Source organism: Chelatococcus reniformis, from assembly GCF_014640075.1.
In the GTDB taxonomy this organism is placed as follows: Bacteria; Pseudomonadota; Alphaproteobacteria; order Rhizobiales; family Beijerinckiaceae; genus Camelimonas; species Camelimonas reniformis.
Genome location: NZ_BMGG01000003.1, coordinates 86,438 through 111,247, shown reverse-complemented (window position 1 = coordinate 111,247; position 24,810 = coordinate 86,438). Strand labels below are relative to the sequence as shown.

Genomic DNA, 24,810 nt, shown 5'->3' with positions numbered 1-24,810 from the left:
GTCAGAACGCCGCCCGGCGGCCGAACAGGCCCGCCGGCCTGATGATCAGCGTCACCACGATGGCGACCAGGGAGACGAGCTCCGTCCACGACGAGGAGATGAGATAGGCCACGATGGTCTCCGAATAGCCGAGCATGAGCGAGGCGACGATGCTGCCGGGGATGGAGCCCAGGCCCCCGACGATGACGATGGCGAAGGCCTTGACCATGGGCAGCAGGCCCATGCTGGGCTGGACGGTGAGGAAGGGGGCGACGAGCACGCCGGCCAACGCCGCGGTGCCGGCGGAGATCGCCATCACCGTGGAGAAGATGCGGTCGGTCGGGATGCCCATGTAGCGGGCCGCCTCGGGGTCCTGCGAGATGGCGAGGATGGCGGCGCCCAGGCGCGTGCGCTGGATGAACAGCCAGAGCCCCAGCAGCACCAGCACGCTGACGACGAGGGCGAGCAGCCGTTGGCCGGAGATGTCGACGCCGACGACGGTGACCTTGTCGGCGACGAAGGAGGGCACGTTGCGGTATTCGGAGCCGAAGGTGATGAGCAGCGCCTGCTCCACGGCGAGCGACACCGCGAGCGTGATCATCAGCACGGCGAGCTGCGATTTGCGCAGGGGCCGCACCAAGAACCGCTCCATGGCGACGCCGAAGCCGGCGACGAAGAGCACGGCGAGGACGGCCGAAGGCAGCAGCGGCAGCCCGGCGACGGAGGTAAGGAAATAAGCGGCATAGGCGCCCAGCGCATAGAAGGAGCCGTGCGCCAGGTTGAGGATCCGGGCGACGCCGAAGATCAGCGTGAAGCCGACCGACAGCATCGCGTAGATGGCGCTGATGACGGCGCCATAGACGAGGATTTGCAGCATGAGGACCGGCGTGGCTGGCGGGTGGGGCAGCCCGCCGGGGCGGGCGGGCTGCGGCGGTCAGCGGGCGGCGGGCGGCGGGCGGCCTACTGCACCTGCATCCAGGGGGGCGGGATCATCTTGCCGGTGGCGATCTGCTTGGGCCACACCACCTCGCGCTTGCCGTCGGCCTGCCACTGCGCGAACAGCAGGTTGACGAAGCCCGGCCCGGCCTTCACGTCGTGGGTCTCGTCGAAGACCATCTTGCCGGCAACGCCGGTGTAGTCGGTCTTCTCCAGTTCTTTGATGACGGCGTCGGGCTCCAGGCTCTTCGCCCGCTCAACCGCCTCGGCATAGATGTGCACGGCGTCGTAGCCGCCGACGCCGGTGTAGACCGGGGCGGTACCGGCGGCCTTCACGAAGGCGTCCCAGAACGGCAGGGTCTTGGCGGTGAGCGGTGCACGCACGGCGAAGTTGCCCACCGTCTCGCTGATCGCCTTGCCGCCAACGCGGCTGAAGAAGTCCTGGTCCTGGCCCTTCACGTCGATGCCGCCGATCGGGATCGGGAAGCGCGCGTCGTACCACTGCTTGACGAAGATGTCGGACGAGGCGTGGGAGAGGATGACGATCAGGTATTGCGCGCCGCTGTCCTTCACCTTGGCCAGCAGCGGCGAGAAATCGGAGGTCGAGGTGTCGAAGAACTCCGACAGCTTGACATTGGCGCCGGCCTCGGTGGCGCCCTTCTTCAAGATCGGCACCAGATCCTGTACCCATTTGGCGTTCTCGCCGACGATGGCGATGTTCTGGATCTTCATCTCGTCTTTCAGCATGCCGCTGATGAAGTCGACGAGGCCGCGCGCCTGGTGGGCGGCGTTGATGGGGAAGCTGCGGAAGATATACTTGTAATTGTCGTAGTCGGACTTGACACGCTGGGTGATGGCCGGGGAGGCGGCGCCGACCTCCATGTAGATAGTCTTGGAGCGGGCGATGTGGGGCAACTGCGCCAGCGTCACCCCGCTGGTATAGCCGCCGATCATCACGTCCACCTTCTCGTCGGCGGTCAGCTTCTTGATGGCCGCGATGCCCTGCTCCGGGTTCTCGGTCTCGTCGGCGACGACCATCTCCAGCTTGCGTCCGAGCACGCCGCCCTTGGCGTTGATCTCGTCGATGGCCATGCGCACGCCCGTCTGCGTGTCGCGGCCGATCTGCAATTGGATCGCCGTCGGCACGCCGATGCGGATCGGCCCCTTGTCCTGCGCCGATGCGGGCAGGGCGGTTCCCCAGGCCGCCAAAGCGACGGCAGGCATGATGAAGGGTTTGATGAATCTCATCATCAGCTTCTCTCCCATTGCTGCCAGCCACATCTGCCGTGTGGTTTGGTATTTGTTATATTTTCGCACGGGAGAGTGGGCTGCGCGCGGTTGCGCTGTCAAGCGCCTGCGCGTGCTACTGGCGTAAGCTTAAGCGGGCCGTCAGCGGCGAGGCTTCTGCGGCGATTCATTGGCGACAGCGGCGGCCGGCGGCGGCCGTGACCATGCTGTCTTGGTCGAAAGTCTTAGCTGCGGCGTGCAGCCCCTGCATCGGCAGCAATGCCATCGCGATGCGACCTGCCGCGGCTCAGGCGGTGGGTCTTCGGCGCCGGCTCCATCCGCTTCAGCACGGCCGGCCAACGGCCGCGCATGCCGTCGAACGCGGTGCGGCCCACGCACCGGCGTGGCCGCTGCGCCCCTCCCATTTCGGGTAGCTTTGCACCTCCGGCTCGCCTTCTAAGCTCAACGCCATGCACCCGCTCTGCGAGCGGGGCCGCAGGCTTTCGGCCAGAGGGAATGACCATGATCACCAGCCTGTACCGGTTGAAATGCGCAGGGGCAGCGCTCGCCTGCGCCCTGGGGTTCGTCGGCGCCCTCACGGCCACGCCGGCGGCGGCCGCCAAGTCGGACATCGTGCTGTGCACGATCGACGATCTGTCGGGCGACTTCTCGCTGATGTCGACGCCGAAGACCTACGGCTACAAGCTCGCCGTGAAGGAGATCAACGATGCCGGCGGCATCAAGGTCGACGGCGCGGTCAAGAAGATCAAGCTCGTCTCCTACGACGGCCAGTCCGACGTGAAGCGCTACCAGGAGCTCGCCCAGCGCTGTGTCTTCAACGACGAGGCGGACGTGGTGATGGCCGGCTATACCGGCGCCGAGCGCGAGGCCGCCCGCAAGGAGGTGGTGCGCAACAAGGTGATCTACTGGCACAACAACCAGGGCGAAGGCGGCATCGCCGACAAGTATTCGTTCTTCTCGGGGCCGACGCCGGAGCAGCAGGTCTTGCCGGCGCTCAAGGCCATGATCAAGGAAATGGGACCGCGCATGACCTTCATCGGCGCGGACTACAACTTCTGCCGCGCCATCGGCCAGTGGGTGCGCGTCGCCGCCGGGCTGTATGGTGGCAAGATCGAGATGGAGGAGTATTTCCCCTTCGGCGTGTCGCAGTGGCAATCGACCATCGACAAGATCAAGCGGGTCAAGCCCGACTTCCAGGTGCACTGCCTGGTCGGTGCCGAGCACGCGCAGTTCTACCCGCAGGCGCAGGCCGCGGGCCTCGTCACGCCGATGTGGTCGAACGTCACCATCTCCGACGGCTACGAGCATAAGCGCTTCGCGCCGCCCTCGCTCGCCAACATGTACGTGCCGCCCGGCTACATCGAGGACGTGCCGGGCGAGGCGAGCAAGGCCTTTGCCACCAAGATCCGCGCCATGTTCCCGGACGTCGTCTACGTCAACGAGCACGCCGCCTTCGGCTACGTGGCGGTGAAGGCCATGGCTGAGGCCTGGAAGAAGGCCGGCACCACCGCACCGGACGCGGTGATCAAGGCGCTGGAAAGCGACGTGTCGCTGCCCGATGCGCCGGGCGGTCCCTGGACCCTGCGCGGCTCGCAGCACCACGCCGCCATGCCGACTTACCTGTTCAAGGTCGATGACAAGCATCAGCTGCAGCTGATCACCGAGCTCGGCGTCAACGAGCCGACGTTCCTCACCGATGTCGGGGTCGACATGACCAAGAAGGCACCCGGCCGGCAGTTCCTGCCCTCCGACAATCCCAAGTGGCAGAGCTACTTCAAGGCGCCCTGAGGCCTGGACCGCTCCTTGCTCCCGCTGACGGGATGGCCGGGCCAGGCCCGGCCGTGACGCGGGCAGGGGGCGGTTCACGCTGCAATGTCGTGGCCGGGCTTGACCCGGCCATCCATCAGAGAAACGACTCATTGGAAACAGGCATGGAAACGGCAGGCCAGATCGTCAGCTGGATCTACCAATACTTCGACAACTTCGGCTTTCTGCTGCTTGCCGGCGTCGGCCTGATTCTCATCTACAGCATGATGGGCGTCATCAACATGGCGCACGGTGAGCTGATGATGATCGGTGCCTACGTCGCGGTCTCGGCCTTCCATGCGGGCGCGCCGGTGCTGGTGGCGATCGTGCTGGCCGGGCTCGGCGCCGGGCTCGCCGGCGTGATCATCGAGCAGCTCGTGATCCGCCACTTCTACAACCAGCTGCTGTCGTCCCTGGTCGTCACCTGGGGGATCAGCCTGATCATCTCCCAGGGCACGCTGCTGCTGCTCGGCCCGTCGGTGATGAATATGCCGACGCCGCTCGGCAGCTTCAGCGTCGGCCCCTTCGCCTTCGGCGTCTACCGCCTCGTCATGTTCGCCGCCGCGCTCGTCCTCATCGGCGGCGTCTGGGCGATCTTCCGCTGGACCCGGCTCGGCGAGCGGGCCCAGGCCACCATGGAGAACCCGGCCATGGCGCGGGCCCTGGGCATCGACACCCGCCGCGTCTACATGCTGACCTTCGGCCTGGGCGCCGCGCTCGGCGGCATCGCCGGCGCCATGTTCGCCATGACGGCGACGATCTCGCCCTTCTTCGGCCAGAACTACACGCCCATGGCCTTCATCACCGTGGTGGTCGGCGGCGGCGCCAGCCCGATCCTGGGGCTTGCCTATGCCGGGCTCTATCTCGCCGGCGTGCAGACCATCACGTCGAACGTGTTCAACGAATACGTCGGCTACGTCTCGGTGATGGCGGCCGCCTTCCTGGCGCTGCTGGTCATGCCCTCGGGCATCTCCGATTTTCTCGAGCGGCGCCGCACGCGCGCGACGCAGAGGTGAGCCATGCGTGAACCCGCCAAGCCGTTCGGGCGCTTGCTCGCCCCCTTCAACGGCCAGCAGACGCTCGGCAACAGCCGCTTCTTCTGGGCCTGCTGGCTCATCATCGTGGTGGCACTGGTGCTGCTGCCGTTCATCGGCACGCGCTACCAGGTGATCACGGCGAGCAATTTCATCATCTCCGCCATCCTGGCGCTCAGCCTGTGCCTCATCTGGGGCTTCTGCGGCATCCTGAGCCTGGGCCAGGCGGCCTTCTACTGCATCGGCGGTTACGCTTACGGCATCGTCGCGATGAACCTGATCGAGCGCCACGGCAACACCAACGTCGCCATCCTGGCCGGCATCGCGGCGCCGGCGCTGTTCGCCGCGGTCGTTGGCGCGCTGATGTTCTTCAGCCGCCTGAAGGGCGTCTATGTCGCCATCCTCATGCTCGTCACATCGCTGCTGCTCGGCCTGTTCATGCGTCAGACCGCCGATCCGAGCTACACCATGGGCGCCGCTTATCTCGGTGGCATGAACGGCCTGAGCCCGGCGACAGCCAATGATCCGCAGCTACCCAGCATCATCCTCGGCTTCGGCGAGGCGGTCGCCGAGTTCGACGGCCGGGGCGCCAGCTTCTACTGGCTGGTGCTCGGCATCGGCATCGCCGTCTACCTCGCGCTCCGATGGGTCGTGAACTCCAGCTTCGGCTACGTGCTGGTCGCCGTGCGCGAGGATCCGGAGCGCGCCGAGACCTTCGGCTACGACGTGCGTCTGGTGCAGCTCGGCGCATTCTGCCTGTCGGCGGCGATCGCGGGCCTCGCCGGCACGCTCTACACCGCCTGGGGCACCTACATCCATCCGGACGGCTTCAGCGTCGGTGCCAATATCCTGGTGGTGATCTGGGTTGCGGTCGGCGGCCGCAAGGACCTGACGGCCGTCATCGTCGCCACCATGGTGCTCAGCTGGCTCTCGATCGAGCTCGCGACCTGGGGCGAGATCTCGCTCCTGATGCTGGGCTTCATTCTGGTGGGCGCCATGCTGGCGGCGCCGGAGGGCGCCTTCATCGCGCTGGGCACCGGCATCGGTCGGCTCCGGGCGCGGCTGCGCGGCGTCGGACGCAAGGCGCCCGCGGTCTACGGCGTGCAGGAGTTGAAGCCATGAACGCGGTCCCGCGGGCACAGGGGCTGGCAGCGGCGCAGCCGGCTGGAACGGCCGCGCCGCCGATCCTCGACGTGCGCGACGTGCACAAGGTGTTCGGCGGCATCCGCGCCCTGAACGGCCTGTCGATCGCCATCGCCGACGGCGAGATCCATTGCGTGCTCGGGCCCAACGGAGCCGGCAAGAGCACGTTCTTCAAGACCCTCATGGGCACCGACCGTCCGACCTCGGGAACCATCCACTACCGGGGCAGCGACATCACGCGGCTGCCAGCGTTCCGGCGGGCGCGGCTCGGGCTGTCCGTCAAGTTCCAGAACATCCGCGCCTTCTCCGATCTCACCGTCTACCAGAACCTGTTCGTGCCCCTGCGGCGCCACCACGGCGTCGGCGAGATCCCGGGCCGGGTCGCCGCGCTGCTCGCCCGCATCGGCCTCAGCGGCACCGAGACGCGCCTGGTCAAGGAGCTGTCGCACGGCCAGCAGCAGTGGCTCGCCATCGCCATGGCCATGGCCTCCGATCCCACCGTGCTGCTGCTCGACGAGCCGACCGCCGGCATGTCGGTGGAGGAGACCGACAAGTCCGCCGCCATCATCCGCGATCTCAACGCCCACGGGGTGACCATCGTCGTCATCGAGCATGACATGACGTTCATCCGGGCGCTCGCCGCGCGCACCAGCGTGCTCCACTACGGCAAGCTGTTCGCCCAGGGCAGCTTCGACGAAATCGCCGCCGATGCGGACGTGCGCCGCATCTACCTCGGCAGCCTGTGAAGGGGAGCCCCGTGGAGCTCAAGATCGCGTCGCTCACCTCGGGCTACGGCCGCGTGCAGATCGTCAACAACGTCTCGCTCGCCGTCCGCCCGGCGGAGATCACGGCCGTCATCGGCCGCAATGGCGTGGGCAAGACCACGCTAATCAAGACCATCATCGGCGCCCTGCCGGCGGCGTCCGGCAGCATCAGCTTCGGCGCCGCCGACGTCACGCGCCTCGGCCCGGCCGAACGCGCCCGCCTCGGCATCGGCTATGTGCCGCAGGGGCGGGGCATCTTCACGCGCATGACGGTGGCCGCGAACCTGGCCCTGGGCGCCGGCGTCGGCCGGGCCGCCAGTCCCGACCTGGAGCGGGCGCTGGCCTTTTTCCCCATCCTCGGCAAGCGGTTGTCGCAGCTGGCGGGCTCCATGAGCGGCGGCGAGCAGCAGCAACTGGCGATCGGCCGCATCCTCGCCGGGCGCCCCGGCATCATGCTGCTCGACGAGCCGTCCGAGGGCATCCAGCCGAGCATCGTGCAGGAGATCGGCCTCATCGTCCGCCGTCTGCGCGACGAGGTGGGCCTGGCGATCATGATCGTCGAGCAGAACCTGGCGCTGATCCAGGCGGTGGCCGACACCTGCCTGGTCATGGACAAGGGTGCCATCATTGCGCGCATCGCGCCGGGCGAGCTCTCCGACCCGGACGTGGCCCAGCGGTACTTGGCCATCTGAACTAGGTGGCGCGGCTCATGAGCGTTTGCGCGTCGTGGCAGCCGATCGGGCTTTCGAGCGGATGGATGGTCGGGTCAAGCCCGACCATGACGTTGAAAATAAAGGCTCTTCGTCCTGCACTCCGTCATGGCTTGATCCGACCATCCATCGACTCAAGCTCAAAACCGCTGTGAAGTGCGACTAGATCAGGCCCAGATGCACGGCTTTGGCGATGGCCTGGCTGCGGTTGGTGGCGTCGAGCTTGGCGATGGCGTTCTTGATGTGCAGCCGCACCGTTTCCAGCGAGCGGTCGAGGATGATGGAGATGTCGCCGGAGGTCTTGCCGGCTGAGGCCCAGCGCAGGCATTCGATCTCGCGCGGCGTCAGCCGGGTGCAGCGCACGGTCTCGATCTGGTCCTCGAAGCGCATGTCGTGGATCACCTTGGTGAACACGTGCATGAGGCGGAACAGCGACTCGCGCGTCGTGTCGCGGATATCGTCCCAATTGGCGGTCGAGCGGTCGACGATGGCGCTCATCACGGCGAAACGGCCGAATGGCAGATGGACCGGCACCGTGGTGCCGCGCGACAGCCCGAAATCGCCGAGATAGCCGCAGGCCTCCCGTTGGGTGGAGCTGAGTTCTTGGCTCGCCTGCACCTCGGTCCAATCGATCGGCAGCGTTCCCTCGAAGCAGGCGCGATAATAGGGATCGACGGTCATGAACCGGCTCCATCCCTCGTCGAAGCCATCGGGAAAGTCGCGGACGTTGAGCTTCAGCGGCAGCCATTCGCCGTTCGGCAGCCGCGGCCGCATCGGCAGGTAGGCGTAGAGCACCTGGGTGAAGCCGAGATCGCCCGTCAGCTCCCTCAACGTATCCAGGGCGTCACTAAAACACGTCGACGCAGCGACGCGCTCCTTCAGATTATCGGGCAGGCGCGCTGCATTGATCCTGAGCATGACGGCAGACTCCGGCTCCCTGGAGGCCATTCATCGAGCAAGATCCATCGGCGCAGCGGTGACGGTGAGAAGCGGAAAATGTCAGAACTTGGCGCGCATGTGCCGTCTTCTATCCGCCCGTCGACATCTACCGGTTGCACGCGACAAGCCGCTCGCTATGGACAGCCGACAGAATGCAATTCGGGTGCCATTCCTCTGCCGACGCCTGCCGCGGCAGCAGCTCAGCACTTGCGGATCGGCCGGGCCGGCTTGCCGGCAAGATGCGGGCGCAGCGCCCTCCAGCAGCGGAAGACTGCCTCGTGGCAGGCCCAGGCCTCCGCACCCAGGATGCGGCAGACGACGACGTTGCCCATGCGGCTGGCACCGGAGGTGGCGACGGAGCAGGTCGCGAGCGCCTCATCCAGTGTCCGCTCGATGCGGTCGGGCAACTCCGCGCCGACAGCGACCACGGTTGCCAGGTGTGAGGCGCCGCCCCACAGGCGCTGCAGCGCGTCGACCTCCTCGCCGTCCTCGGCGATGAGGCGGTCCAGCACCACGGGCCGGCCGGCCAGGCGAACCTCGAACTCCGAGCGCAGCGCCCTGAATTGGAACGCCTCGCCGGCGCCGTAGTGGACGCGGCCGGCGGCGATCATATCGGTGGCGAACAGGCGCGAGCTCGGCTCCAGGTCGATCACGGTGCGCCGTTCGACGCGCGAGCCGGCAAACAGGATCGCCTCGTCCGGATGATATTCGAGCAGCGCCCGCTCGCCGACCTTGAGCCGTATGGTCTCGCGCGAGGTCGCCCCCTGGGGGCATTTGTAGAATTTGCTCGCCGCCGTCGTGGTGATCAGCGCGCGCGTGCCTGCTTCCATGGTGGCGTAGAGGTCGGCCGCATCCCCCTCCACAAAGCCGCCGCCGCTGTTGATGGTGAGCAAGAACGGCTGGTCGTCGTGATCCTGATAGTGGCAGCCTTGCCACTGATAGGGAATGCGCCAGCTCTTCGGATCGATTTCGGTGCGGCCGTTGCGTTGCACCACATGCAGATTGAGCAACGCATGCTTGCCGATGATCCAGGCGGGGTCTGGAAGGACGACGTCCATCGCTGGTCTCACGCCGCGTCCGACATGAGCACGCTGTGCTCGATCCAGGTGGTCACAGCCTCCAGCCCCGCACCGGTCTTCATGTTGGTGAAGATGTAGGGCTTGCCGGCGCGCATGCGCTTGGCGTCCCGGTCCATCACGGCGAGGTCCGCGCCGACGTGGGGGGCGATGTCCATCTTGTTGATCAGGAGCAGCGGCGAGCGGGTGATGCCCGGTCCTCCCTTGCGGGGGATCTTCTCGCCTTCGCCGACGTCGATGACGTAGATGTGGCTGTCGGCGAGTTCGGGGCTGAAGGTGGCCGCCAGGTTGTCACCGCCACTTTCGATCAGGATCAGCTCGAGGTCGGGGAAGCGGCGCGTCAGCTCGTTGACGGCGTAGATGTTCATCGACACGTCCTCACGGATCGCCGTATGCGGGCAGCCGCCGGTCTCCACCCCGATGACCCGCTCCGCATCGATGGCGCCGCTGCTCACGACGATGTCGGCATCCTCCTGGGTGAAGATGTCGTTGGTGATGACGGCGATCGAGCAGCGGCTGCCGAACTCGCGGCAGAGCTGAATGAGGAGCGTCGTCTTGCCGGAACCGACAGGGCCGGCAATGCCAAGGCGGACGGGTCTGCGCATGCTCTGCTCCTCTTTGGATCGTTCACCGGCGCCGTGTGGTCCCGGTCATGAGATGCACAACCGGGTCGGCAGGCGCTCATGCTGCATCGATGCGGCATCGAGCGCCGCATAGGCCGTGGCCATGGTGGCGAGATCACGCGTGCGGGCGATCTCGGCGCAGCGCTCGATCAGGGGCGCGGCATCGGCGATGATGCGCTGCGCGTCCGCCTGGCCCATGGGCAGCAGGCGCTGGATGACGCCGATCAGGCTCGACAATCCCGACCACAGATAGCTGACCACGCACTGGTCTTCCGTCAGCCGCAACTCGCTGGCGAGCACGCCGTAGACCATCGCGTGGTGGCCCTGACAGGCGCCCTCGCCGATCAGGCGCTCGACCTCGCTCATCCTCGGCAGCGCGAAGACGGCGCGCCCGGCCGCAGCGAGGGCCGCGCCGGTCATGGCCGAGGCCTGGCGCGCCTCGCGGCTGAGCTTCAGGGCGCCCAGTTGCGTATCGACGGCGATGAGCCCATCCCGGTCGTCCATCGCGGCGCAGCGGTGGGCGAGGGCGGCGCCGGCCGCATCGCAGGTCGCCAGGTTGAAACGCAGCCAATCGCGGCAGGAGGTCTGCGCCTGCGCAGCGCTGGCGAGGGCGCCGTCGCTGATCCAGGTCTCGAACCCCAGGCTGTGGGTGAAGGCGCCGGTCGGGAACGCCGCGTTGGTGATCTGCAGCAGCGCGAGGAGCCCGTCGCCGCCGTTGCTGGTGCGGAGCCCCATCACCGCCCGCCCTCAGCCATGCCGGTGTCCGGGGTGGTCGTGAGCGTGACCACCATGGGCATGATCGTGCGGCGTCGCGCCGTCATGGTGATGATCGTGGTGGAGATGGTGGTGGGCGCCGGCGGCTCCGAAGCGGCGGCCGACAAAGGGCACATGGACGCGCTCGGCCGCCAGGCCCAGAGCGCGCAGCATCTGCGCCGCCAGCGGATCGTCGGGGGTGAGGATGCCGTCGGCGAGGAAGCGTGCCGGCCGGTGAAAGTTGCCGAGCTGATAGCAGGCGGCCCACCACAGGATCGGGTCCGTTCCCGGCCGCACCAGCAGCAGGTGCTCCGGCTTGGCGCGAATTGCGATGGCGATGTCGCCATCGACGGCGAGCACGTCGCCATCCTGAAGCTCGACACCACGCTCGAGCGAGACGCGGATCGGCCGACCGGCCTCGGTCTCCGTCACGAAGTGAGCGCTGGCGCGCTCCTCGGAGGTGAGCTCGACCCAGTCGACGGTTTCGGTCCAGCCCATCTCGGGCAGGCGCCCGATGATCGATGTGATGATCACCATGGCCTCACCGGAAGTAGAAGAGCTGGGTCAGCGGCAAGGTCTTTGCCGGCTTCACAGTGATGCGCTCGCCGTCGATGTAGACGTTGTAGGTCTCCGGATCGATCTCGATGTTGGGCATCACGTTGTTGTGGATCATGTCTCGTTTGGAAATCGTGCGCGTGCGCTTCACCGGCATCAGCGTCTGGTGGGTGCGCAGCCGCCCGGCGAGGCCGGCGTCCAGCGCCGCCTGGGTGACGAAGGAATAGCTCGTGCGCGACGGGTTGGCGCCGAGCGAGCCGTATTGTGGCCGGTACTTCAGCGGCTGGCAGGTCATCAGCGAGCCCGCCGGGTCGCCCATGACCGCATGCGAGATGAAACCGCCCTTCACCGACGTCTCGGGCTTGGCGATGAAGAACTTCGGCCGCCACAATACGAGGTCGGCGAGCTTGCCCGGCGCGATCGAGCCGACGTAGCTGTCGACGCCGAAGGTGATGGCCGGGTTGATCGTCACCTTGGCGAGGTAGCGCTGGATGCGGAAGTTGTCGTTGCCGATGCCGTCCTGCGGCAACCGGCCGAAGCGCACCTTGTTGACGGCCGCGAGCTGGAAGGCCCGCTGCGCGCTCTCGGCGGCGCGGCCGACGCCCTGACTGTCGGAGCCGATCATGCTGATGGCGCCGAGATCGTGCAGCACGTCCTCGGCCCGCATAGTCTCCGCCCGCGCCCGGCCCTGGATGAAGGCCATGTCGGTCGGCACCTGCTTGTTGAGGTTGTGGCAGGTGATCAACATATCGATTTCTTCATCGTACGTGTTGATCGAGAAGGGGTTGGTCGGGTTGGTCGAGCTGGGCAGGCAGTTCGGCTCCATCACGCAGCGCATGATGTCGGGCGCGTTGCCGCCGCCGGCGCCTTCCGCGTGGTAAATGTGCATGACGCGGCCGTTGATGGCAGCCAGCGTATCCTCGTAATAGCCGGTTTCGTTCAGCGTATCGGCGTGGACCTGCACCTGGAAATCGAGCTCGTCGGCCAGATCCATGCAGGTCTCGATGGCCGCAGGCGACGACGACCAGTCTTCATGGATCTTGAGCCCGGTGGCGCCGCCGAGCACCACCTGCTCGACCAGCGAGCCCTTGGAGGCCGAGTTGCCCTTGCCGAAATTGCCGAAGTTCAGCGGGATCTCGGCCATCGCCTCCAGCATGCGGTGCAGGTTGAAGACGCCGGGGCATTCGATGCCGACGGTCTTCGGGCCGGAGCCGCCACCGATCACCGTGGTGAAGCCGGCCGACTGGTATTCGTAGAGCTGCTGGACGCTGTCGAAATGGGGATGGATGTCGACGAACCCCGGCGTCACGATCATCCCTTCCACCGACAGGATGTCGGTGTTGGGCGAGACGATCAGGCCCGGCGTGATGTTCATCGTGTCCGGGTTGCCGGCCTTGCCGATGCCGACGATCAGACCGTCACGAATGCCGATGTCCGCCTTGATGACGCCGAGGACGGGATCGATGATGACGGCGTTGGTGACGACCAGGTCGAGCGCGCCGTCGCTCGCCTTCCACTTGGAGGCCTGGCCCATGCCGTCGCGGATGGTCTTGCCGCCGCCGAACACCAGTTCGTCGCCGTATGTGGTGTAGTCGTGCTCGATCTCGGCGACGAGCCCGGTGTCGGCCAGATGGATCTTGTCGCCGGTGGTCGGCCCGTATTGCACGGCGTATTCGGGCCGCGACAGCTTCATGCTCATGGTATCGTCTCCGGGCCGTGCGCTGCGGGCCTTAGGATTTCGACGAGTCGGCCGGCTTCGGCGCGCCGTAGCGCGTGTCCGGCGGCGTCGCGACGGGGAAGCGTTCGCCTTCGAAGCAGTAGCCGGCCGCCTTCAGCCGCTGGACCGTCTGCTGCTTGATGATCTCCGAGCGCACGGTGCCGTTGGTCATGTTGTTCATGCCGTAGGCGACCTGGCGGCCGGTGTAGGTGGTCAGCTGCACCTTGCGGCTCTGGCCCGGCTCGAAGCGCACGGCGGTGCCGCTCGGGATGTCGAGGCGCATGCCGAAGGCGGCGGCGCGATCGAAGGCCATAGCGCGGTTGCACTCGGCGATGTGGTAGTGGGCGCCGATCTGGATCGGGCGGTCACCGGTGTTGACCATCACCAGTTCCAGCGTCGGGCGGCCGGCGTTGATCTCGATCTCGTCCGGACCGAAATCGATGACGCCGCACTTGCCGGGCTCGCCGACATCGAAAGCTTCCGCTGCGATCACCGATGTGGGCAGTGGCGGGCGGGTCCACTTGGCGGGCATGTCCGGGCTCCAGAGGTGCATAGACGGAGGCTGGATCGCGGGACGCGCGATGGTCAGCCGCGGATCGGGTTCATGACGGTGACGAGCTTGGTGCCGTCGGGAAACAGCGCCTCGACCTGGAGGATGGTCAGCATGTCGGCCACGCCCTCCATGACGTGCTCGCGCTTGAGCAGGGTCGCCCCGTATTCCATCATGTCGGTCAGCATGGGGATGCTGCCTTCCCGCGCCCGCTCCAGGATCTCGTCGCAGATCAGCGCCACGGTCTCCGGGTAATTGAGTCGGATGCCCCGCTCCACCCGACGGCGCGCCATTTCGGCGGCCGCCCAGATCTGGATCCGTTCTTCCTCGCGGTTGGTCAAATGCATGGTCTTTGATCCCTCGCGACGTCCGGGGAAGTCCTGCCGGTGACGTCGTCTGGCGGTGCTGTGTTGCGTCGCGTCGCATGATTAAGGGCCCGCCGGGCCCGACTGTGTACCTACCTGTCCGGGTAGGATGACCCTGGGGGCTCCGTCTGCTGTGCTCCTGTTAGGGGCCGGCGCCCGCTCGGATCCCCCGTCCGCGGCCGGTTGCCGATCCCGATTGCGGAGAGCCGCCCTTCGCACCCGAAGCATCCCGGCGCCGGTGCCCGTTCCGAGGCCGGCACTCCATCCGAAATGTGTGTCCATGGCCCCCGCTATGACGATCGATGTCCCGCGGAATCACGCTACAACGCACCTCCTGTGGACACCGCGCATGTTCTTGATATGTTCCGACGAGGCCGGCAGGCGGGTGATGGGAGTAGGGTGGCGGCATGGGGAAGCGAGCCAGCGCTGAGCGCGGGGCAGAGCGGCAGTCCGCCAGTGCCGTCATCAAGACGCTCGACCACGACATCGCCAGGGCGCTCTCACGCCAGATAGCCGAGAGCCACCGTCTCGCCTTCGCGCGCAGCTTTACCCTGGCGGTCGTGCAGGCCTGCCGCGATATCGCCGACCTGCCACAGGCGGCGGGCCGGCCACAGGACGTCGAGCTGTTGACGCTGGCACCGGACGCCCTGAGCGCGGCCATGGCCTACGGCCATTCACTCGCGAAGGCCGAGCCGCGGCAGGCAGGTTTTCTGGCCGGCACCATCTACACCACCGCCCTGCCGGCGGCCTACCGCGCCTCCCACGGCATCTTCTATACGCCCCCGCAACTGGTGGACCGGCTGCTGGCCATGGCAGACGACGCCTCGATCGATTGGCGTTCGGCGCGCATTCTCGACCCCGCTTGCGGCGGCGGTGCGTTCCTAGCGGCGGCTGCGCTGCGCATGGTGGCGGCGCTCGAAGGCTCCGATCCGGCATTCGTGCTCCAGCAGATCGGTGTGCGTCTACACGGCTTCGAGCTGGATCCGTTCGGTGCCTGGTTGGCGCAGGCGAGCGTGGAGCTGGTGCTCGCAGACGTGATCCGGGCGGCGGGACGGCCGGCGCCGAGAATCGTCGAGGTTAGGGACAGCCTCGGGATGGCACCGGGGGACATCGGCCGCTTCGATCTGGTGATCGGCAATCCGCCCTACGGACGCGTGACCCTGGCGCCGGAGCGGCGGGCGTGCTTCAGCCGCAGCGTCTACGGCCACGCCAACCTCTACGGCCTGTTTACCGATGCAGGGCTGCGCTGGACGAGGCCGGGCGGCGTGATCGCTTTCGTGACACCGACGTCCATGCTTTCCGGCCTCTACTACAAATCCCTCCGCGGGCTTCTGGCCGCCCAAGCGCCGCCGATCGCGGTGGCCTTCGTGCATGAGCGCGCAGGCGTGTTCGAGGACGTGCTTCAGGAGACCATCCTCGCCACCTATCGGCGAGGCGGAGCAGCGCGATCGGGCAAGGTCGGCTTCATTGCGCAGGGCGGCACGGCGCTCCATACGGCTGGAGGCTTCGCGTTGCCGGCCGAGCCGGAGGCGCCCTGGCTGCTGCCGCGCCGGCCCGACCAGGTCGCTCTGACGCGGCGGCTGCGCGCGATGCGGCATCGGCTGGCCGACTACGGCTATGGCGTGTCGACCGGGCCGCTGGTGTGGAACCGCTTCAAGGATCGGCTCCAGCACGCGCACAAGGGGGGCTGCTATCCCGTGGTCTGGGCCGAATCGGTGACGAGTAGCGGCCAGTTCGTGTGGCGGAGCGAGAAGCGCAATCACGCCCCTTGGTTCGAGGCCCGGCTGCCTCGAGACAAGTGGCTGATTGTGACCCGGCCCTGCGTCCTCGTGCAGCGCACGACCGCCAAGGAGCAGCCGCGGCGTCTGATCGCGGCGGAGATGTCGGAAGCGTTCATTGGCCAGCACGGGGGCGTCGTCGTCGAGAACCATCTGAACATGGTGCGCGCACTCGGGCCGGACCCCCGCGCGCCGGCAGCGGTCATCGCGGCGCTGCTCAACAACGCGGCGGTGGACGCCGCATTCCGCTGCATCAACGGCTCGGTCGCCGTCTCGGCCTTCGAGCTGGAGGAGTTGCCGCTGCCGGCGCCGACCGTGATGGCCAGACTGGCGAAGCTGGTCGCCGCCGGCGCGCCGGCAAAGGCGCTCGACAGCGTGATCGCGGCGGCCTACGCACGGGGCGATGCTGCCGTCCCTTCCTGATATCGGCGAGATCCATAGGCGCCTCCAGGCGATCTTCCCCGAGGGCACGCCCCAGCGCGGCTACTGCACGCGCGAGATGGCGGCGCGGACCGTGTTCGCGATGCTGTATGTCGGGGCGACCGAGGGCGCCGGTCGCTGGATCGGGCCGAAACACGTCTACCGCATGGGCGACGGGCAGGCGGCCCGCCAGGGGGACGCGGATCGGCTGGCCTACACGGTCGCCGTCGAGAAGCCGGGCTTCGTGGCGCCGGCCGATCGCTGGTTCCAGGACAATACGCGCGAGCCCATCCGCGACGAGACGCTGCGCGACGGCCTGGTGCGCATCGGCGCGGTGGTGACGCGGCCTGGCCTTGCCACCACCTCCTCCAAGGGCCGCTACGCCTTGCAGGCCGGCTTTGCCTCGCTCTTCGATCCGGGCCTGGCGGACGAGCCGCTGGCGGTGGCGATCGGCGCCTGGCAGGACCGCTCGCTCTCGGCCGGGGCGCTGGCGCGCGTGCGCCTTCAGCAGCGTTCGCTCGTCGCCGCCCAGTCGAGAGTGCTGGTCACGCTGCCCAACGGCGAGTCGCGGCAGATGGAGGCCGGTCCATCGTCCATCATCACCAAGGCGGTGGTCGAGGTCTTCGCCCCCCGCTTCCTGGGAGATCCGGCGGTGCTGTGGATCTCCGAGAGCGGCAACAAGGTCATCCAGCGCGACGACGAGTTGGCGCAATCCCTGCGCCTCGCCATCCGGACGGACAAGCTGCTGCCCGACACCATCCTCGTCGACCTCGCGCCCGCGGAGCCCCTGCTGACGTTCGTCGAGGCGGTGGCGACCGATGGGCCGATCACCGAGGCGAGGCGAAGCGCGCTCCTCGAGTTGGTGACGTCGGCCGGCTTCAAGCACAGCCAGGTTGCCTTCGTCACCGCCTTCCAGGACCGCAACGCCGGGGCGTTTAAAAAGGCCATGCCCAACCTGGCCTGGGGCTCGTTTGCATGGTGCGTGAGCGAGCCGGAGCATCTGATTGCGCTGGACGGCAAGCGCTCCGGTGGCGCGCGCCTGCTGAGCGAGTTCGGCGGAACCGGCTGAGGCAGCGCGGGGGGAGGGCAGAGATGGGTGCGTTCGTGGCGCTCCTGCGCGCCGTCAATCTCGGCGGCAGCACGACCCTTGCCATGGCCGACCTGAAGGCGATCTGCGAGTCGGCCGGTCTTGCGCACGTGCGCACCTATATCGCCAGCGGCAACGTGGTGTTCGTCAGTAGAGGCCCGGAGCGACAGGTGAGGGCGGCCCTCGAGGCGGGCCTGAAGGCGCACGCCGGGCGCGCGATCGGCGTCGCCGTGCGCAGCTCGGCCGAGATGGCGGCAATCGTCGCCGACAACCCGTTCCCCGATGCGCCGGGCAACCGCGTCGCCGTCATCTTCCTCGACGAGGCGTCGACCCCGGCGATGCTGGACGGCGTCAGCGGCCGCGCGGCCGACGAAGAGCTGTCGCTCGGCCGCCGCGAGATCTACGTGCGCTACGGCGCGGCCGGCATGGGCCGCTCCAAGCTGAAGATCCCGGCCGCCAAGGCTGGCACCGCCCGCAACATGAACACTGTGGCCAAGCTTGCAGCCATGGCGGCGGCGTAGGCAGCTGCCTTATGCGGGCGGCGGCGTGAAGCCCTCGACCAGGACGACGCGGTAGTCGGCGCCCCGCTTGCGGTGCTTCAGCGCCTCCTGGTAGGCGGGCGAGTTGTACCAGGCCTTGGCAGCCGCCATGTCGGGGAATTCGAGGAGCACGACCCCGTCCGCCGCGAGGCCCTCGAGCGTCTCGTGGGCGCCATAGAGGGCGAGCAGCTTGGGCGGATTGTCGCCGCGCGCCTTGCGGGCGAGCTCGGAGTAGGTGGTCATCTCATCCGGGTCGATCATGCGGTCGCGGATGAAGATGGCATAGGCGGACATGGCTTGCTTCCTCCCTCAGGCGAGGCGACCCTCGACGTTGATTGCCTCTTTCATCGCATTCACGCTCGGGAACTTCAAATCCAGCGCAGGCGCGTCCGAGGACCCATGACTCGGCGTTGTGGACGGGAGACGCGGACATGCATGCAAGGTGGATCCGGAGGGTTGGCATCGCAGCGATCGCTCTGGCCATGCCGCTGCTGGCCTGGTGCGGCGTGGCTGCCGGTGCCGACGGGCTGAGGCCGATTGCCGGGCCTCTCGATGCCGAGGGCAGCTTCGCGTTCGAGGGATCGCGGAAGGACGTGCGCGAGTCGCGGCGGGCGCTGAGCGGCATCGCCTGCCCGAGCGCGCGACCCGGTCCACTGGGCTGCATCGTTGTTTTCGACGAAGGCATCGAGGCGCGCGCCGTCACGCTGGGAGAGCGCAGCTACACGGCCGAGCTCACCCCCATCGTCCTGCTGTCGGGCGGCGAGGAACTCGACGCCGAGGCGGCGGCGAGCGATGGCCACTACGTCTACGTCACCGGCTCGCACGCGCGAAAGCGCGGGGGCTGCGAGGTCAACCCGGACAGTGGCCAGGTGCTGCGGTTCCGCGTCGACCCCGTGACCTTTCTGCCGCTGCGCAGCCCGGCGGAGGAGACGCCGACACGCCGGCTCGGCGAGATCATGGCCGCGCTGCCGGCGCTGGCGCCGCACGTCGGCCGCTGCCCGGGCGAGGGCGGTGTCGACATCGAAGGCATGGCTGCCAGGGATGGGCGACTGTTCTTTGGCTTTCGCGAGCCAACAGTGGGCGAGGCCGCCTACGTCTTGTCGGTCGACGCGACGCGGCTCTTCGAGGGGGGCGACGTGAACCCCCTCCTGGCGTCCGTCCGGGTCGGCCGGGGTCGCGGGATCCGCGACCTCGTCGCCGTGAAGGACGGCATCCTGATCCTGGCGGGACCCGATGACGAGAAGAATGCGCGCATCGCCTGGACCGTGTCGCTCTGGGAGGGCTCGGCCCCGGCCGGCGGGCCGGCGGTGCCGAAGTTGCTCGCCGCTCTTGATCTCGGCGATATCGAGCGCCGCAAATGCGACAAGCGGCCGAAGCCCGAGGCCATGGCAGTGCTCGCCGAGACGCCCGACCGCTACCGCGTGGCCGTCTTGTCGGACGGCCTTTGCGACGGCGGCCCGCTGATCTTCGACCTCCGCCGGTGAGGCGGTTCCCGCGCCCGCCGCTTTCCACCGCGGCATAACGTGTTCTAGAAACGAACCCGGCGAGCCGCGCGGAAGAGACGGCAGGCGGAGGATCCATGGACATCATCGAGGGCAAGGTTGCGGTCATCACCGGGGGTGCCAGCGGCATCGGCCTGGCGACCGCGCGGTCGCTGGCGCGTCAGGGCGCCAAGCTGGTGCTGGCCGACATCGAAGCGCCCGCGCTCGACAAGGCCGTGACCGAGCTCAAGGCGGCCGGTGCCGAGGTGATCGGCGTCCGCGCCGACGTCAGCAATCGCGACTCCGTCGCCGCGCTGGCTGATGCCGCCTGGAACCACTTCGGCGCCGTGCACATCGTCTTCAACAATGCCGGCGTCGCCGTCTTCGGTCCCATGCAGGACATGACCCATGCGGACTGGGATTGGACCATGCGCGTCAACGTCTGGGGGCCGATTCACGGCGTCGAGGTGTTCGTGCCGCGCCTGATCGCGCAGGGGCAGGGCGGCCACGTGCTGTTCACCGCCTCCTTCGCCGGCCTCATCAGCAACCGCGACCTCGGGCCCTATTCGGTATCGAAAGCCGCTGTGGTGGCCATGGCCGAATGTCTGGCCAAGGACGTCAAGCGCCACGGCATCGGCGTCTCGGTCCTGTGCCCGATGCGCGTGGAGACCCGCATCGACGAGAGCTTCCGCAACCGGCCGGCGGAGCTCGGCGGGAGCACGCCGATCGTCTATCCGGACAAGGAGAGCGGATCGCTCGAAGGCCGCACGCTTCCGGTCGCGGGCGTGGGCGATCTGGTGGTGGACTCCATCAAGCGGAACGACCTCTACATCATCACCCATAAGGAGACCGAGACGTTCCTGGAGCGCCGCTTCGATCGGCTGAAGGCGGCCATGGCTCACGCCTTGTAGGAGCCGGCGCGTGGACGCAAACGAGATCGCGGCACTCGTCGACGAGCGGGCGCTGGTGGCCTGGCTCGATGCCGAGGGCCTTGGCGAGGGCCCACTCACCGAAATGCGCCGCATTGCCGGTGGCACGCAGAACCTCCTGCTGTTCTTCAGGCGGGGCGGGCGTTCCTACGTGCTGCGCCGGCCGCCGCGCCATTCGGTGATGAACGGCAACGACATCTCGCGCCGCGAGGCGCGCGTGCTCGCGGCGCTGGCGGAGACCGACGTACCGCATCCGCGCCTCATCGCCGCCTGCGCCAGCGACGATGTGCTGGGCTGCGCTTTCTACGTCATGGAGCCCGTGGACGGCATCAACGCCGCCGGCACGCTGCCGGAGCCGCACGCATGCGATGCCGCCATGCGCCACCGCATGGGCCTGGAGCTCGCCGGCGGCATCGCCACGCTGGGCGAGGTCGACCTCTTCGCGGTGGGTCTCGGCGATTTCGGCAAGCTCGATGGCTTTCTCGAGCGGCAGGTCGGGCGCTGGCGCCGGCAGCTGGAGAGCTACAGCAGCTATGAGGGCTGGCCGGGCTACGGCGATATTCCGGGCGTCGACGACGTCGGCCGCTGGTTGGAGGAGCATCGGCCGTCGACGTTCGATCCCGGTATCATCCACGGCGACTATCACCTCTCCAACGTGATGTTCCGGCCCGACGGACCCGAGCTTGCCGCCATCGTCGACTGGGAGCTCGCCACCATCGGCGATCCGCTGACGGACCTGGGCTGGCTGCTGGCCACGTGGCCCGAGCCGTCCGGTCCGACGCCCGGCACGGTGGGAACGGAGCCGTGGGACGGCTTTCCCACCGCACGCGAGTTGGTCGCCCACTATGCGGCGCGGAGCCGCCGCGACACGTCGGGGGTCGCCTGGCACGCGGTGCTCGGCTGCTACAAGCTCGGCATCCTCCAGGAGGGCACCCACGCCCGCGCCTTCGCCGGCAAGGCCGGCATGGACGTCGGCCTGCGGCTGCACAATGCCACCATCGGCCTGTTCGAGCGGGCTCTGGGCTTCATCGACGGCGGCCTGCGGCTATAGCTATAGGCACGGAGGCAAGCCAGGCTGCGGCGGAGCCTGTTCGGCGGCCATTCGATCGACGGCCGAGCGGCCATGGCCCCGCCAAAGGCAACGGCGGCAGTTCAGCCCACGTATTGTCGAATACCGATGGGACGGTCGGATGTCAGCGCGACGAAGGCGCATCAACCGCAAACAGGTCAGCCGCCCAGTCGACGAAGACTCTGAGCTTGTTGGAGAGGTGGCGGTTGGGCGGATAGACCACATGGATCGGTACGCCGTCTGCACTCCAGTCGGACAGCACGGGCATCAACTCGCCGGTTTCGATCAGGCGCTCCGCCATGAACGCCGGCGCCTGGGCGATGCCATAGCCGTGCACGGCCGCGGCGACGAAGGCGTTGCCGTCGTTGGTGGCGACGCGATGGCGGCCGTAGATCTCGATGTGCTCGCCGTCGCGAACGAACTCCAGAGGCACGTTCCGTCCGGTGCGGGCGCTGAAATAGCTGACGGTGAAGTGGTCGCCTTCCAGCTCTCGCGGATGCCGCGGTTCGCCGTAGCGCGTGAGATAGCCCGGGGCGGCACAGGTGACGAAGGCCAACTGGCCGATGCGCCGAGCGATCAGCGACTGGTCGACGATGTCGCCCGCCCTGAGCACGCAGTCGACATTCTCTCCGACGAGATCGACGGCCCGGTCGGTGACGCCGAGGTCGACCTGGATGTCGGGGTAGCGGGCGTGGAAGTTCGGCAGCGCCGGGATGAGGATGTGGACGGCCACCAGCGCGCTGGTGTCGATCCGCAGACGCCCGCTCGGCTTTGCTTGCTGCGATGACATGGTGCTGTCGAGCTCGTCGAGTTCGGTCAGCAGCCGCACCACCCGCTCGTAATAGGCGGCGCCGTCGGGCGTGACCGTCACGCGCCGCGTGGTGCGCGCCAGGAGATGCGTGCGCACGTGCGCCTCGAGGCCTTGGACCAGCTTGGTCAGGGTCGCCTTGGGCATCGCCAGCGACGCCGCGGCCCGAGTGAAGTTGCCCGCTTCGACGACGCGCACGAAGGCGCGGAGTGCCGCCATCTGGTCCATTGATTTGATCCGCAAAGGCAAATGGATGGCTCATTATTCCCACATGGAAACAGTGTGGTCAAAATTGAGCACTTTATTCGCATCTAGACGCGAATTACCTCCGACCTCGTTATCCCGCACCGCACAATGGTCGCGGGTGGGACGAGAGCCGGGCCATGATGATCACGTCCACCGATGAAGAGCTGATCGTCGACGGCATCCCCGTCGGCGCGCGCCTGCATCAGCCCAGCGGCAGCGCCAAATCAACCGCTCCGGTCGTGCTGCACGTGCACGGCGGCTGCTTCGTCGGAGGCTCGGCCGCCGAGGCCGACGGCATCGCTCGGCTGATCGCCGAGGCGGGCGCCCACGTCCTGTCGGCCGACTACCCGCTGGCGCCGCGCCATCCGTTTCCCCAGGCCCTGGAGCATCTCTTCATGGTGTTGAAGATGCTCGATCGCCTGCGCGGGCGCATCGGCCGTCGTTCGTCGCGCCTCGTCGTCGCCGGCGAGGAGGCCGGCGGCAATCTTGCCGCAGCCCTCGCCCTCGTCACCCGCGACCGGCAGGGGCCCCAGCTTGCCGGCCAGATCCTCGTCGGGCCGATGCTCGACCCCTGCTTGGGCACGCGCTCCCTGCGCATGGCCGATGCCGGCCCCGTGGGCTGCTGTTGGGCCGACGGCTGGGACGCCTATCTCGGCGCCCCCGAGCGGGCCGCCCACCCATATGCCGCTCCCAGCAATGCCTCCCGTCTCGGGGGCGTGGCGCCGGCGCTCCTCGTCACCGCGGCCGACGATCCCATGCGGGACGAGTGCCAGGCCTATGCCGAACGCTTGCGCCAGGCCGGTGTCCCGGCCCGGCAGGAGGAGTTCGCCGCCCCTACCGGCTGGCCCTCCTCGCTGCGCGCGCCGTCGCTGACGGCGGCGCCGTTCGCCGATCGGCTGCGCGAAAGTTTCGTTGAGTTCTTCAAGAGCATTGTCCCCACGCCCCGCCGCTCCGCGGCGGCCGCTGGGGCCTGACCGAACGGAGCCCGATCCCATGACAACCAACTCCCGTTTCCGACGTAGCGCCGCACTCGCGGCCGTGCTGGCGGCGAGCTTCGGCGCAGCCCAATTTATCGCCTCGCCCGTCGCCGTCGCCACCGCCGAGGAGCCCGCCACCAAGGCCGAGCCGGCGACGCCGGTCTCGGTCGCCGTGGTCGAGCGGCGTGACGCCGTGACCTGGAGCGAATTCTCGGGCCGCCTGGAGGCGATAGACCGGGTCGAGGTCCGGCCGCGCGTCGCCGGCGCGGTGCAGGCGGTGCATTTCCGCGAGGGCGCCCTGGTCAAGCAGGGTGACCTCTTGTTCACCATCGATCCGGCCCCCTACGCCGCCGAGGTCGACAGGGCGGAGGCGCAACTCGTCGCGGCCAAGGCGCGCGTGACGCTGACGAAGAGCGACCTCGATCGCGGTCAGCAACTGCTCGGCGCCCGTATCGTCACGCCGCGCGAAATCGACCAGCGCGAGAATGCGGCACGTGAGGCGGCCGCCAATGTGCGCGGCGCGGAGGCTGCCCTGCAGACGACCCGGCTCAACCTGGGATACACCCAGGTGCGGGCGCCCGTCTCGGGGCGCGTCGGGCGCATCGAGGTGACGGTCGGCAATCTCGTCGATGCCGGCGCCGGGGCCCCCGTGTTGACCAGTCTGGTCTCGATCAACCCGATCTATGCCAGCTTCAGCGCCGATGAGGACGTGGTGGCGCGCGCCCTGCGGACGCTCGTCGGCCAGGCCGGCGCGCACCCGGCCGACCCCCACCTGGCCGTCGCCCGCATTCCGGTCGAGATGGGCACAGCCGCCACCGACGGCACGCCCTATCGCGGCAAGCTGCAGCTCATCGACAACCAGGTCGATGCGCGCAACGGCACCATCCGTGTCCGCGCCCTCTTCGACAATCCGGACGGGCAGCTGATCCCCGGCCAGTTCGCCCGCCTGCGTATGGGCCAGCCCAAAACCGAGCCCATGCTGCTGGTCGACGAGCGCGCCATCGGCACCGACCAGAACAAGCGCTTCGTGCTCGTCGTCGGCGACGATCATAAGGCCGTCTACCGCGAGGTGACCCTCGGCGCCCCCATCGACGGCCTGCGTGCCATCACCGCCGGACTCAAGCCGGGCGAGCGCATCGTCGTCAACGGCTTGCAACGCGTGCGCCCCGGCGCGCTGGTGAACCCGCAGATGGTGGCGATGGATGCCCGCTTCGCCGCGGCGGCCAAGCCGACCACCGTCGCCCAGCGCTAGCGTCGAACAACTAAGCGAGCGGACGA

At 68.1% G+C, this 24,810-nt stretch carries 25 protein-coding genes; 13 read left to right on the top strand and 12 right to left on the bottom strand.

What is annotated here, in order from left to right; all coding sequences use genetic code 11:
- Position 1: 1 nt before the first annotated feature.
- Entirely contained in the window at positions 2-856 is an 855-nt protein-coding gene (locus IEW34_RS08660; protein WP_188608778.1) for a branched-chain amino acid ABC transporter permease, read from the bottom strand.
- Between the two features lie 83 nt (positions 857-939).
- Positions 940-2,166, bottom strand: a complete 1,227-nt coding sequence (locus IEW34_RS08655) for an ABC transporter substrate-binding protein (RefSeq protein WP_244641880.1) — start codon at positions 2,164-2,166, stop codon at positions 940-942.
- 498 nt (positions 2,167-2,664) lie between these two features.
- On the opposite strand from IEW34_RS08655, the gene IEW34_RS08650 reads away from it, so the two are divergent.
- The 5 genes from IEW34_RS08650 (at position 2,665) to IEW34_RS08630 (ending at position 7,602) form a co-directional block, all read left to right on the top strand.
- Entirely contained in the window at positions 2,665-3,951 is a 1,287-nt protein-coding gene (locus IEW34_RS08650; protein WP_188608777.1) for an ABC transporter substrate-binding protein, read from the top strand.
- 143 nt (positions 3,952-4,094) lie between these two features.
- Positions 4,095-4,985, top strand: a complete 891-nt coding sequence (locus IEW34_RS08645; protein WP_188608776.1) for an ABC transporter permease subunit — start codon at positions 4,095-4,097, stop codon at positions 4,983-4,985.
- 3 nt (positions 4,986-4,988) lie between these two features.
- The gene (locus IEW34_RS08640; protein ID WP_188608775.1) at positions 4,989-6,125 is read left to right on the top strand and encodes a branched-chain amino acid ABC transporter permease; all 1,137 of its coding nucleotides are present in this window, start codon (positions 4,989-4,991) and stop codon (positions 6,123-6,125) included.
- A complete protein-coding gene (locus tag IEW34_RS08635; protein ID WP_188608774.1) occupies positions 6,122-6,892 on the top strand; it encodes an ABC transporter ATP-binding protein in 771 nt (256 codons plus the stop codon). The genes IEW34_RS08640 and IEW34_RS08635 overlap by 4 nt, the downstream gene beginning before the upstream one ends.
- Before the next feature lie 11 nt (positions 6,893-6,903).
- A complete protein-coding gene (locus IEW34_RS08630) occupies positions 6,904-7,602 on the top strand; it encodes an ABC transporter ATP-binding protein (protein WP_210324474.1) in 699 nt (232 codons plus the stop codon).
- 180 nt (positions 7,603-7,782) lie between these two features.
- On the opposite strand, the gene IEW34_RS08625 is transcribed toward IEW34_RS08630, so the two are convergent.
- The 8 genes from IEW34_RS08625 to IEW34_RS08590 all read right to left on the bottom strand — a co-directional run bounded on the left by IEW34_RS08625 (position 7,783) and on the right by IEW34_RS08590 (position 14,180).
- Positions 7,783-8,538: a helix-turn-helix transcriptional regulator gene (locus tag IEW34_RS08625; RefSeq protein ID WP_188608772.1), complete on the bottom strand. Its 756-nt coding sequence runs from the start codon at positions 8,536-8,538 to the stop codon at positions 7,783-7,785.
- A 221-nt stretch (positions 8,539-8,759) separates the two neighbouring features.
- Positions 8,760-9,617: an urease accessory protein UreD gene (locus IEW34_RS08620; protein ID WP_188608771.1), complete on the bottom strand. Its 858-nt coding sequence runs from the start codon at positions 9,615-9,617 to the stop codon at positions 8,760-8,762.
- A gap of 8 nt (positions 9,618-9,625) precedes the next feature.
- Positions 9,626-10,240 (bottom strand): urease accessory protein UreG, encoded by a 615-nt coding sequence (gene ureG, locus IEW34_RS08615; RefSeq protein WP_188608770.1) that lies wholly within the window; start codon positions 10,238-10,240, stop codon positions 9,626-9,628.
- Positions 10,241-10,285: 45 nt separating this feature from the next.
- Positions 10,286-10,993, bottom strand: coding sequence for an urease accessory protein UreF (locus IEW34_RS08610; protein WP_188608769.1), 708 nt, complete (start codon positions 10,991-10,993; stop codon positions 10,286-10,288).
- Positions 10,994-11,005: 12 nt separating this feature from the next.
- Positions 11,006-11,548, bottom strand: coding sequence for an urease accessory protein UreE (locus tag IEW34_RS08605; RefSeq protein ID WP_188608768.1), 543 nt, complete (start codon positions 11,546-11,548; stop codon positions 11,006-11,008).
- A gap of 4 nt (positions 11,549-11,552) precedes the next feature.
- Positions 11,553-13,265, bottom strand: a complete 1,713-nt coding sequence (gene ureC, locus IEW34_RS08600) for an urease subunit alpha (protein WP_188608767.1) — start codon at positions 13,263-13,265, stop codon at positions 11,553-11,555.
- 31 nt (positions 13,266-13,296) lie between these two features.
- The gene (locus IEW34_RS08595; protein ID WP_244641879.1) at positions 13,297-13,815 is read right to left on the bottom strand and encodes an urease subunit beta; all 519 of its coding nucleotides are present in this window, start codon (positions 13,813-13,815) and stop codon (positions 13,297-13,299) included.
- Between the two features lie 53 nt (positions 13,816-13,868).
- Positions 13,869-14,180, bottom strand: a complete 312-nt coding sequence (locus IEW34_RS08590) for an urease subunit gamma (RefSeq protein ID WP_188608765.1) — start codon at positions 14,178-14,180, stop codon at positions 13,869-13,871.
- A gap of 425 nt (positions 14,181-14,605) precedes the next feature.
- Here IEW34_RS08590 and IEW34_RS08585 point away from each other — a divergent pair, with 425 nt between their 5' ends.
- From IEW34_RS08585 to IEW34_RS08575, 3 genes are read left to right on the top strand one after another with little or no spacing between them, the layout of a single operon-like run.
- A complete protein-coding gene (locus tag IEW34_RS08585) occupies positions 14,606-16,399 on the top strand; it encodes an Eco57I restriction-modification methylase domain-containing protein (RefSeq protein WP_188608764.1) in 1,794 nt (597 codons plus the stop codon).
- Complete coding sequence (locus tag IEW34_RS08580) at positions 16,380-17,465, top strand: BsuBI/PstI family type II restriction endonuclease (protein WP_188608763.1); 1,086 nt, start codon at positions 16,380-16,382, stop codon at positions 17,463-17,465. The genes IEW34_RS08585 and IEW34_RS08580 overlap by 20 nt, the downstream gene beginning before the upstream one ends.
- A gap of 23 nt (positions 17,466-17,488) precedes the next feature.
- The gene (locus IEW34_RS08575) at positions 17,489-18,004 is read left to right on the top strand and encodes a DUF1697 domain-containing protein (protein WP_188608762.1); all 516 of its coding nucleotides are present in this window, start codon (positions 17,489-17,491) and stop codon (positions 18,002-18,004) included.
- Between the two features lie 9 nt (positions 18,005-18,013).
- On the opposite strand, the gene IEW34_RS08570 is transcribed toward IEW34_RS08575, so the two are convergent.
- The gene (locus tag IEW34_RS08570) at positions 18,014-18,316 is read right to left on the bottom strand and encodes a DUF1330 domain-containing protein (protein ID WP_188608761.1); all 303 of its coding nucleotides are present in this window, start codon (positions 18,314-18,316) and stop codon (positions 18,014-18,016) included.
- 137 nt (positions 18,317-18,453) lie between these two features.
- Between IEW34_RS08570 and IEW34_RS08565 the strand changes: the two genes are divergently transcribed.
- The 3 genes from IEW34_RS08565 (at position 18,454) to IEW34_RS08555 (ending at position 21,483) form a co-directional block, all read left to right on the top strand.
- Entirely contained in the window at positions 18,454-19,506 is a 1,053-nt protein-coding gene (locus IEW34_RS08565) for a DUF3616 domain-containing protein (RefSeq protein ID WP_188608760.1), read from the top strand.
- Positions 19,507-19,601: 95 nt separating this feature from the next.
- The gene (locus IEW34_RS08560; RefSeq protein ID WP_188608759.1) at positions 19,602-20,414 is read left to right on the top strand and encodes an SDR family NAD(P)-dependent oxidoreductase; all 813 of its coding nucleotides are present in this window, start codon (positions 19,602-19,604) and stop codon (positions 20,412-20,414) included.
- Between the two features lie 10 nt (positions 20,415-20,424).
- The gene (locus IEW34_RS08555; RefSeq protein ID WP_244641878.1) at positions 20,425-21,483 is read left to right on the top strand and encodes a phosphotransferase family protein; all 1,059 of its coding nucleotides are present in this window, start codon (positions 20,425-20,427) and stop codon (positions 21,481-21,483) included.
- 142 nt (positions 21,484-21,625) lie between these two features.
- On the opposite strand, the gene IEW34_RS08550 is transcribed toward IEW34_RS08555, so the two are convergent.
- Complete coding sequence (locus IEW34_RS08550) at positions 21,626-22,537, bottom strand: LysR family transcriptional regulator (protein WP_188608758.1); 912 nt, start codon at positions 22,535-22,537, stop codon at positions 21,626-21,628.
- A gap of 155 nt (positions 22,538-22,692) precedes the next feature.
- Between IEW34_RS08550 and IEW34_RS08545 the strand changes: the two genes are divergently transcribed.
- The gene (locus IEW34_RS08545; protein WP_188608757.1) at positions 22,693-23,529 is read left to right on the top strand and encodes an alpha/beta hydrolase fold domain-containing protein; all 837 of its coding nucleotides are present in this window, start codon (positions 22,693-22,695) and stop codon (positions 23,527-23,529) included.
- A gap of 19 nt (positions 23,530-23,548) precedes the next feature.
- Positions 23,549-24,784, top strand: coding sequence for an efflux RND transporter periplasmic adaptor subunit (locus IEW34_RS08540; RefSeq protein WP_188608756.1), 1,236 nt, complete (start codon positions 23,549-23,551; stop codon positions 24,782-24,784).
- The last annotated feature ends 26 nt before the right edge of the window (positions 24,785-24,810 follow it).

What these genes read in the sequence shown, in the direction of transcription:
- IEW34_RS08565 (WP_188608760.1), top strand. Translation starts at nt 18,454, where the DNA reads ATGCATGCAAGGTGGATCCGGAGGGTTGGCATCGCAGCGATCGCTCTG.
- IEW34_RS08550 (WP_188608758.1), bottom strand. Translation starts at nt 22,537, where the DNA reads ATGGACCAGATGGCGGCACTCCGCGCCTTCGTGCGCGTCGTCGAAGCG.
- IEW34_RS08605 (WP_188608768.1), bottom strand. Translation starts at nt 11,548, where the DNA reads ATGGTGATCATCACATCGATCATCGGGCGCCTGCCCGAGATGGGCTGG.
- IEW34_RS08570 (WP_188608761.1), bottom strand. Translation starts at nt 18,316, where the DNA reads ATGTCCGCCTATGCCATCTTCATCCGCGACCGCATGATCGACCCGGAT.
- IEW34_RS08645 (WP_188608776.1), top strand. Translation starts at nt 4,095, where the DNA reads ATGGAAACGGCAGGCCAGATCGTCAGCTGGATCTACCAATACTTCGAC.
- IEW34_RS08640 (WP_188608775.1), top strand. Translation starts at nt 4,989, where the DNA reads ATGCGTGAACCCGCCAAGCCGTTCGGGCGCTTGCTCGCCCCCTTCAAC.
- IEW34_RS08635 (WP_188608774.1), top strand. Translation starts at nt 6,122, where the DNA reads ATGAACGCGGTCCCGCGGGCACAGGGGCTGGCAGCGGCGCAGCCGGCT.
- IEW34_RS08545 (WP_188608757.1), top strand. Translation starts at nt 22,693, where the DNA reads ATGATGATCACGTCCACCGATGAAGAGCTGATCGTCGACGGCATCCCC.
- ureG (WP_188608770.1), bottom strand. Translation starts at nt 10,240, where the DNA reads ATGCGCAGACCCGTCCGCCTTGGCATTGCCGGCCCTGTCGGTTCCGGC.
- IEW34_RS08650 (WP_188608777.1), top strand. Translation starts at nt 2,665, where the DNA reads ATGATCACCAGCCTGTACCGGTTGAAATGCGCAGGGGCAGCGCTCGCC.
- IEW34_RS08625 (WP_188608772.1), bottom strand. Translation starts at nt 8,538, where the DNA reads ATGCTCAGGATCAATGCAGCGCGCCTGCCCGATAATCTGAAGGAGCGC.
- IEW34_RS08595 (WP_244641879.1), bottom strand. Translation starts at nt 13,815, where the DNA reads ATGCCCGCCAAGTGGACCCGCCCGCCACTGCCCACATCGGTGATCGCA.
- IEW34_RS08610 (WP_188608769.1), bottom strand. Translation starts at nt 10,993, where the DNA reads ATGGGGCTCCGCACCAGCAACGGCGGCGACGGGCTCCTCGCGCTGCTG.
- IEW34_RS08585 (WP_188608764.1), top strand. Translation starts at nt 14,606, where the DNA reads ATGGGGAAGCGAGCCAGCGCTGAGCGCGGGGCAGAGCGGCAGTCCGCC.
- IEW34_RS08655 (WP_244641880.1), bottom strand. Translation starts at nt 2,166, where the DNA reads ATGATGAGATTCATCAAACCCTTCATCATGCCTGCCGTCGCTTTGGCG.
- IEW34_RS08620 (WP_188608771.1), bottom strand. Translation starts at nt 9,617, where the DNA reads ATGGACGTCGTCCTTCCAGACCCCGCCTGGATCATCGGCAAGCATGCG.
- IEW34_RS08575 (WP_188608762.1), top strand. Translation starts at nt 17,489, where the DNA reads ATGGGTGCGTTCGTGGCGCTCCTGCGCGCCGTCAATCTCGGCGGCAGC.
- IEW34_RS08540 (WP_188608756.1), top strand. Translation starts at nt 23,549, where the DNA reads ATGACAACCAACTCCCGTTTCCGACGTAGCGCCGCACTCGCGGCCGTG.
- IEW34_RS08560 (WP_188608759.1), top strand. Translation starts at nt 19,602, where the DNA reads ATGGACATCATCGAGGGCAAGGTTGCGGTCATCACCGGGGGTGCCAGC.
- IEW34_RS08660 (WP_188608778.1), bottom strand. Translation starts at nt 856, where the DNA reads ATGCTGCAAATCCTCGTCTATGGCGCCGTCATCAGCGCCATCTACGCG.
- IEW34_RS08580 (WP_188608763.1), top strand. Translation starts at nt 16,380, where the DNA reads ATGCTGCCGTCCCTTCCTGATATCGGCGAGATCCATAGGCGCCTCCAG.
- IEW34_RS08590 (WP_188608765.1), bottom strand. Translation starts at nt 14,180, where the DNA reads ATGCATTTGACCAACCGCGAGGAAGAACGGATCCAGATCTGGGCGGCC.
- ureC (WP_188608767.1), bottom strand. Translation starts at nt 13,265, where the DNA reads ATGAGCATGAAGCTGTCGCGGCCCGAATACGCCGTGCAATACGGGCCG.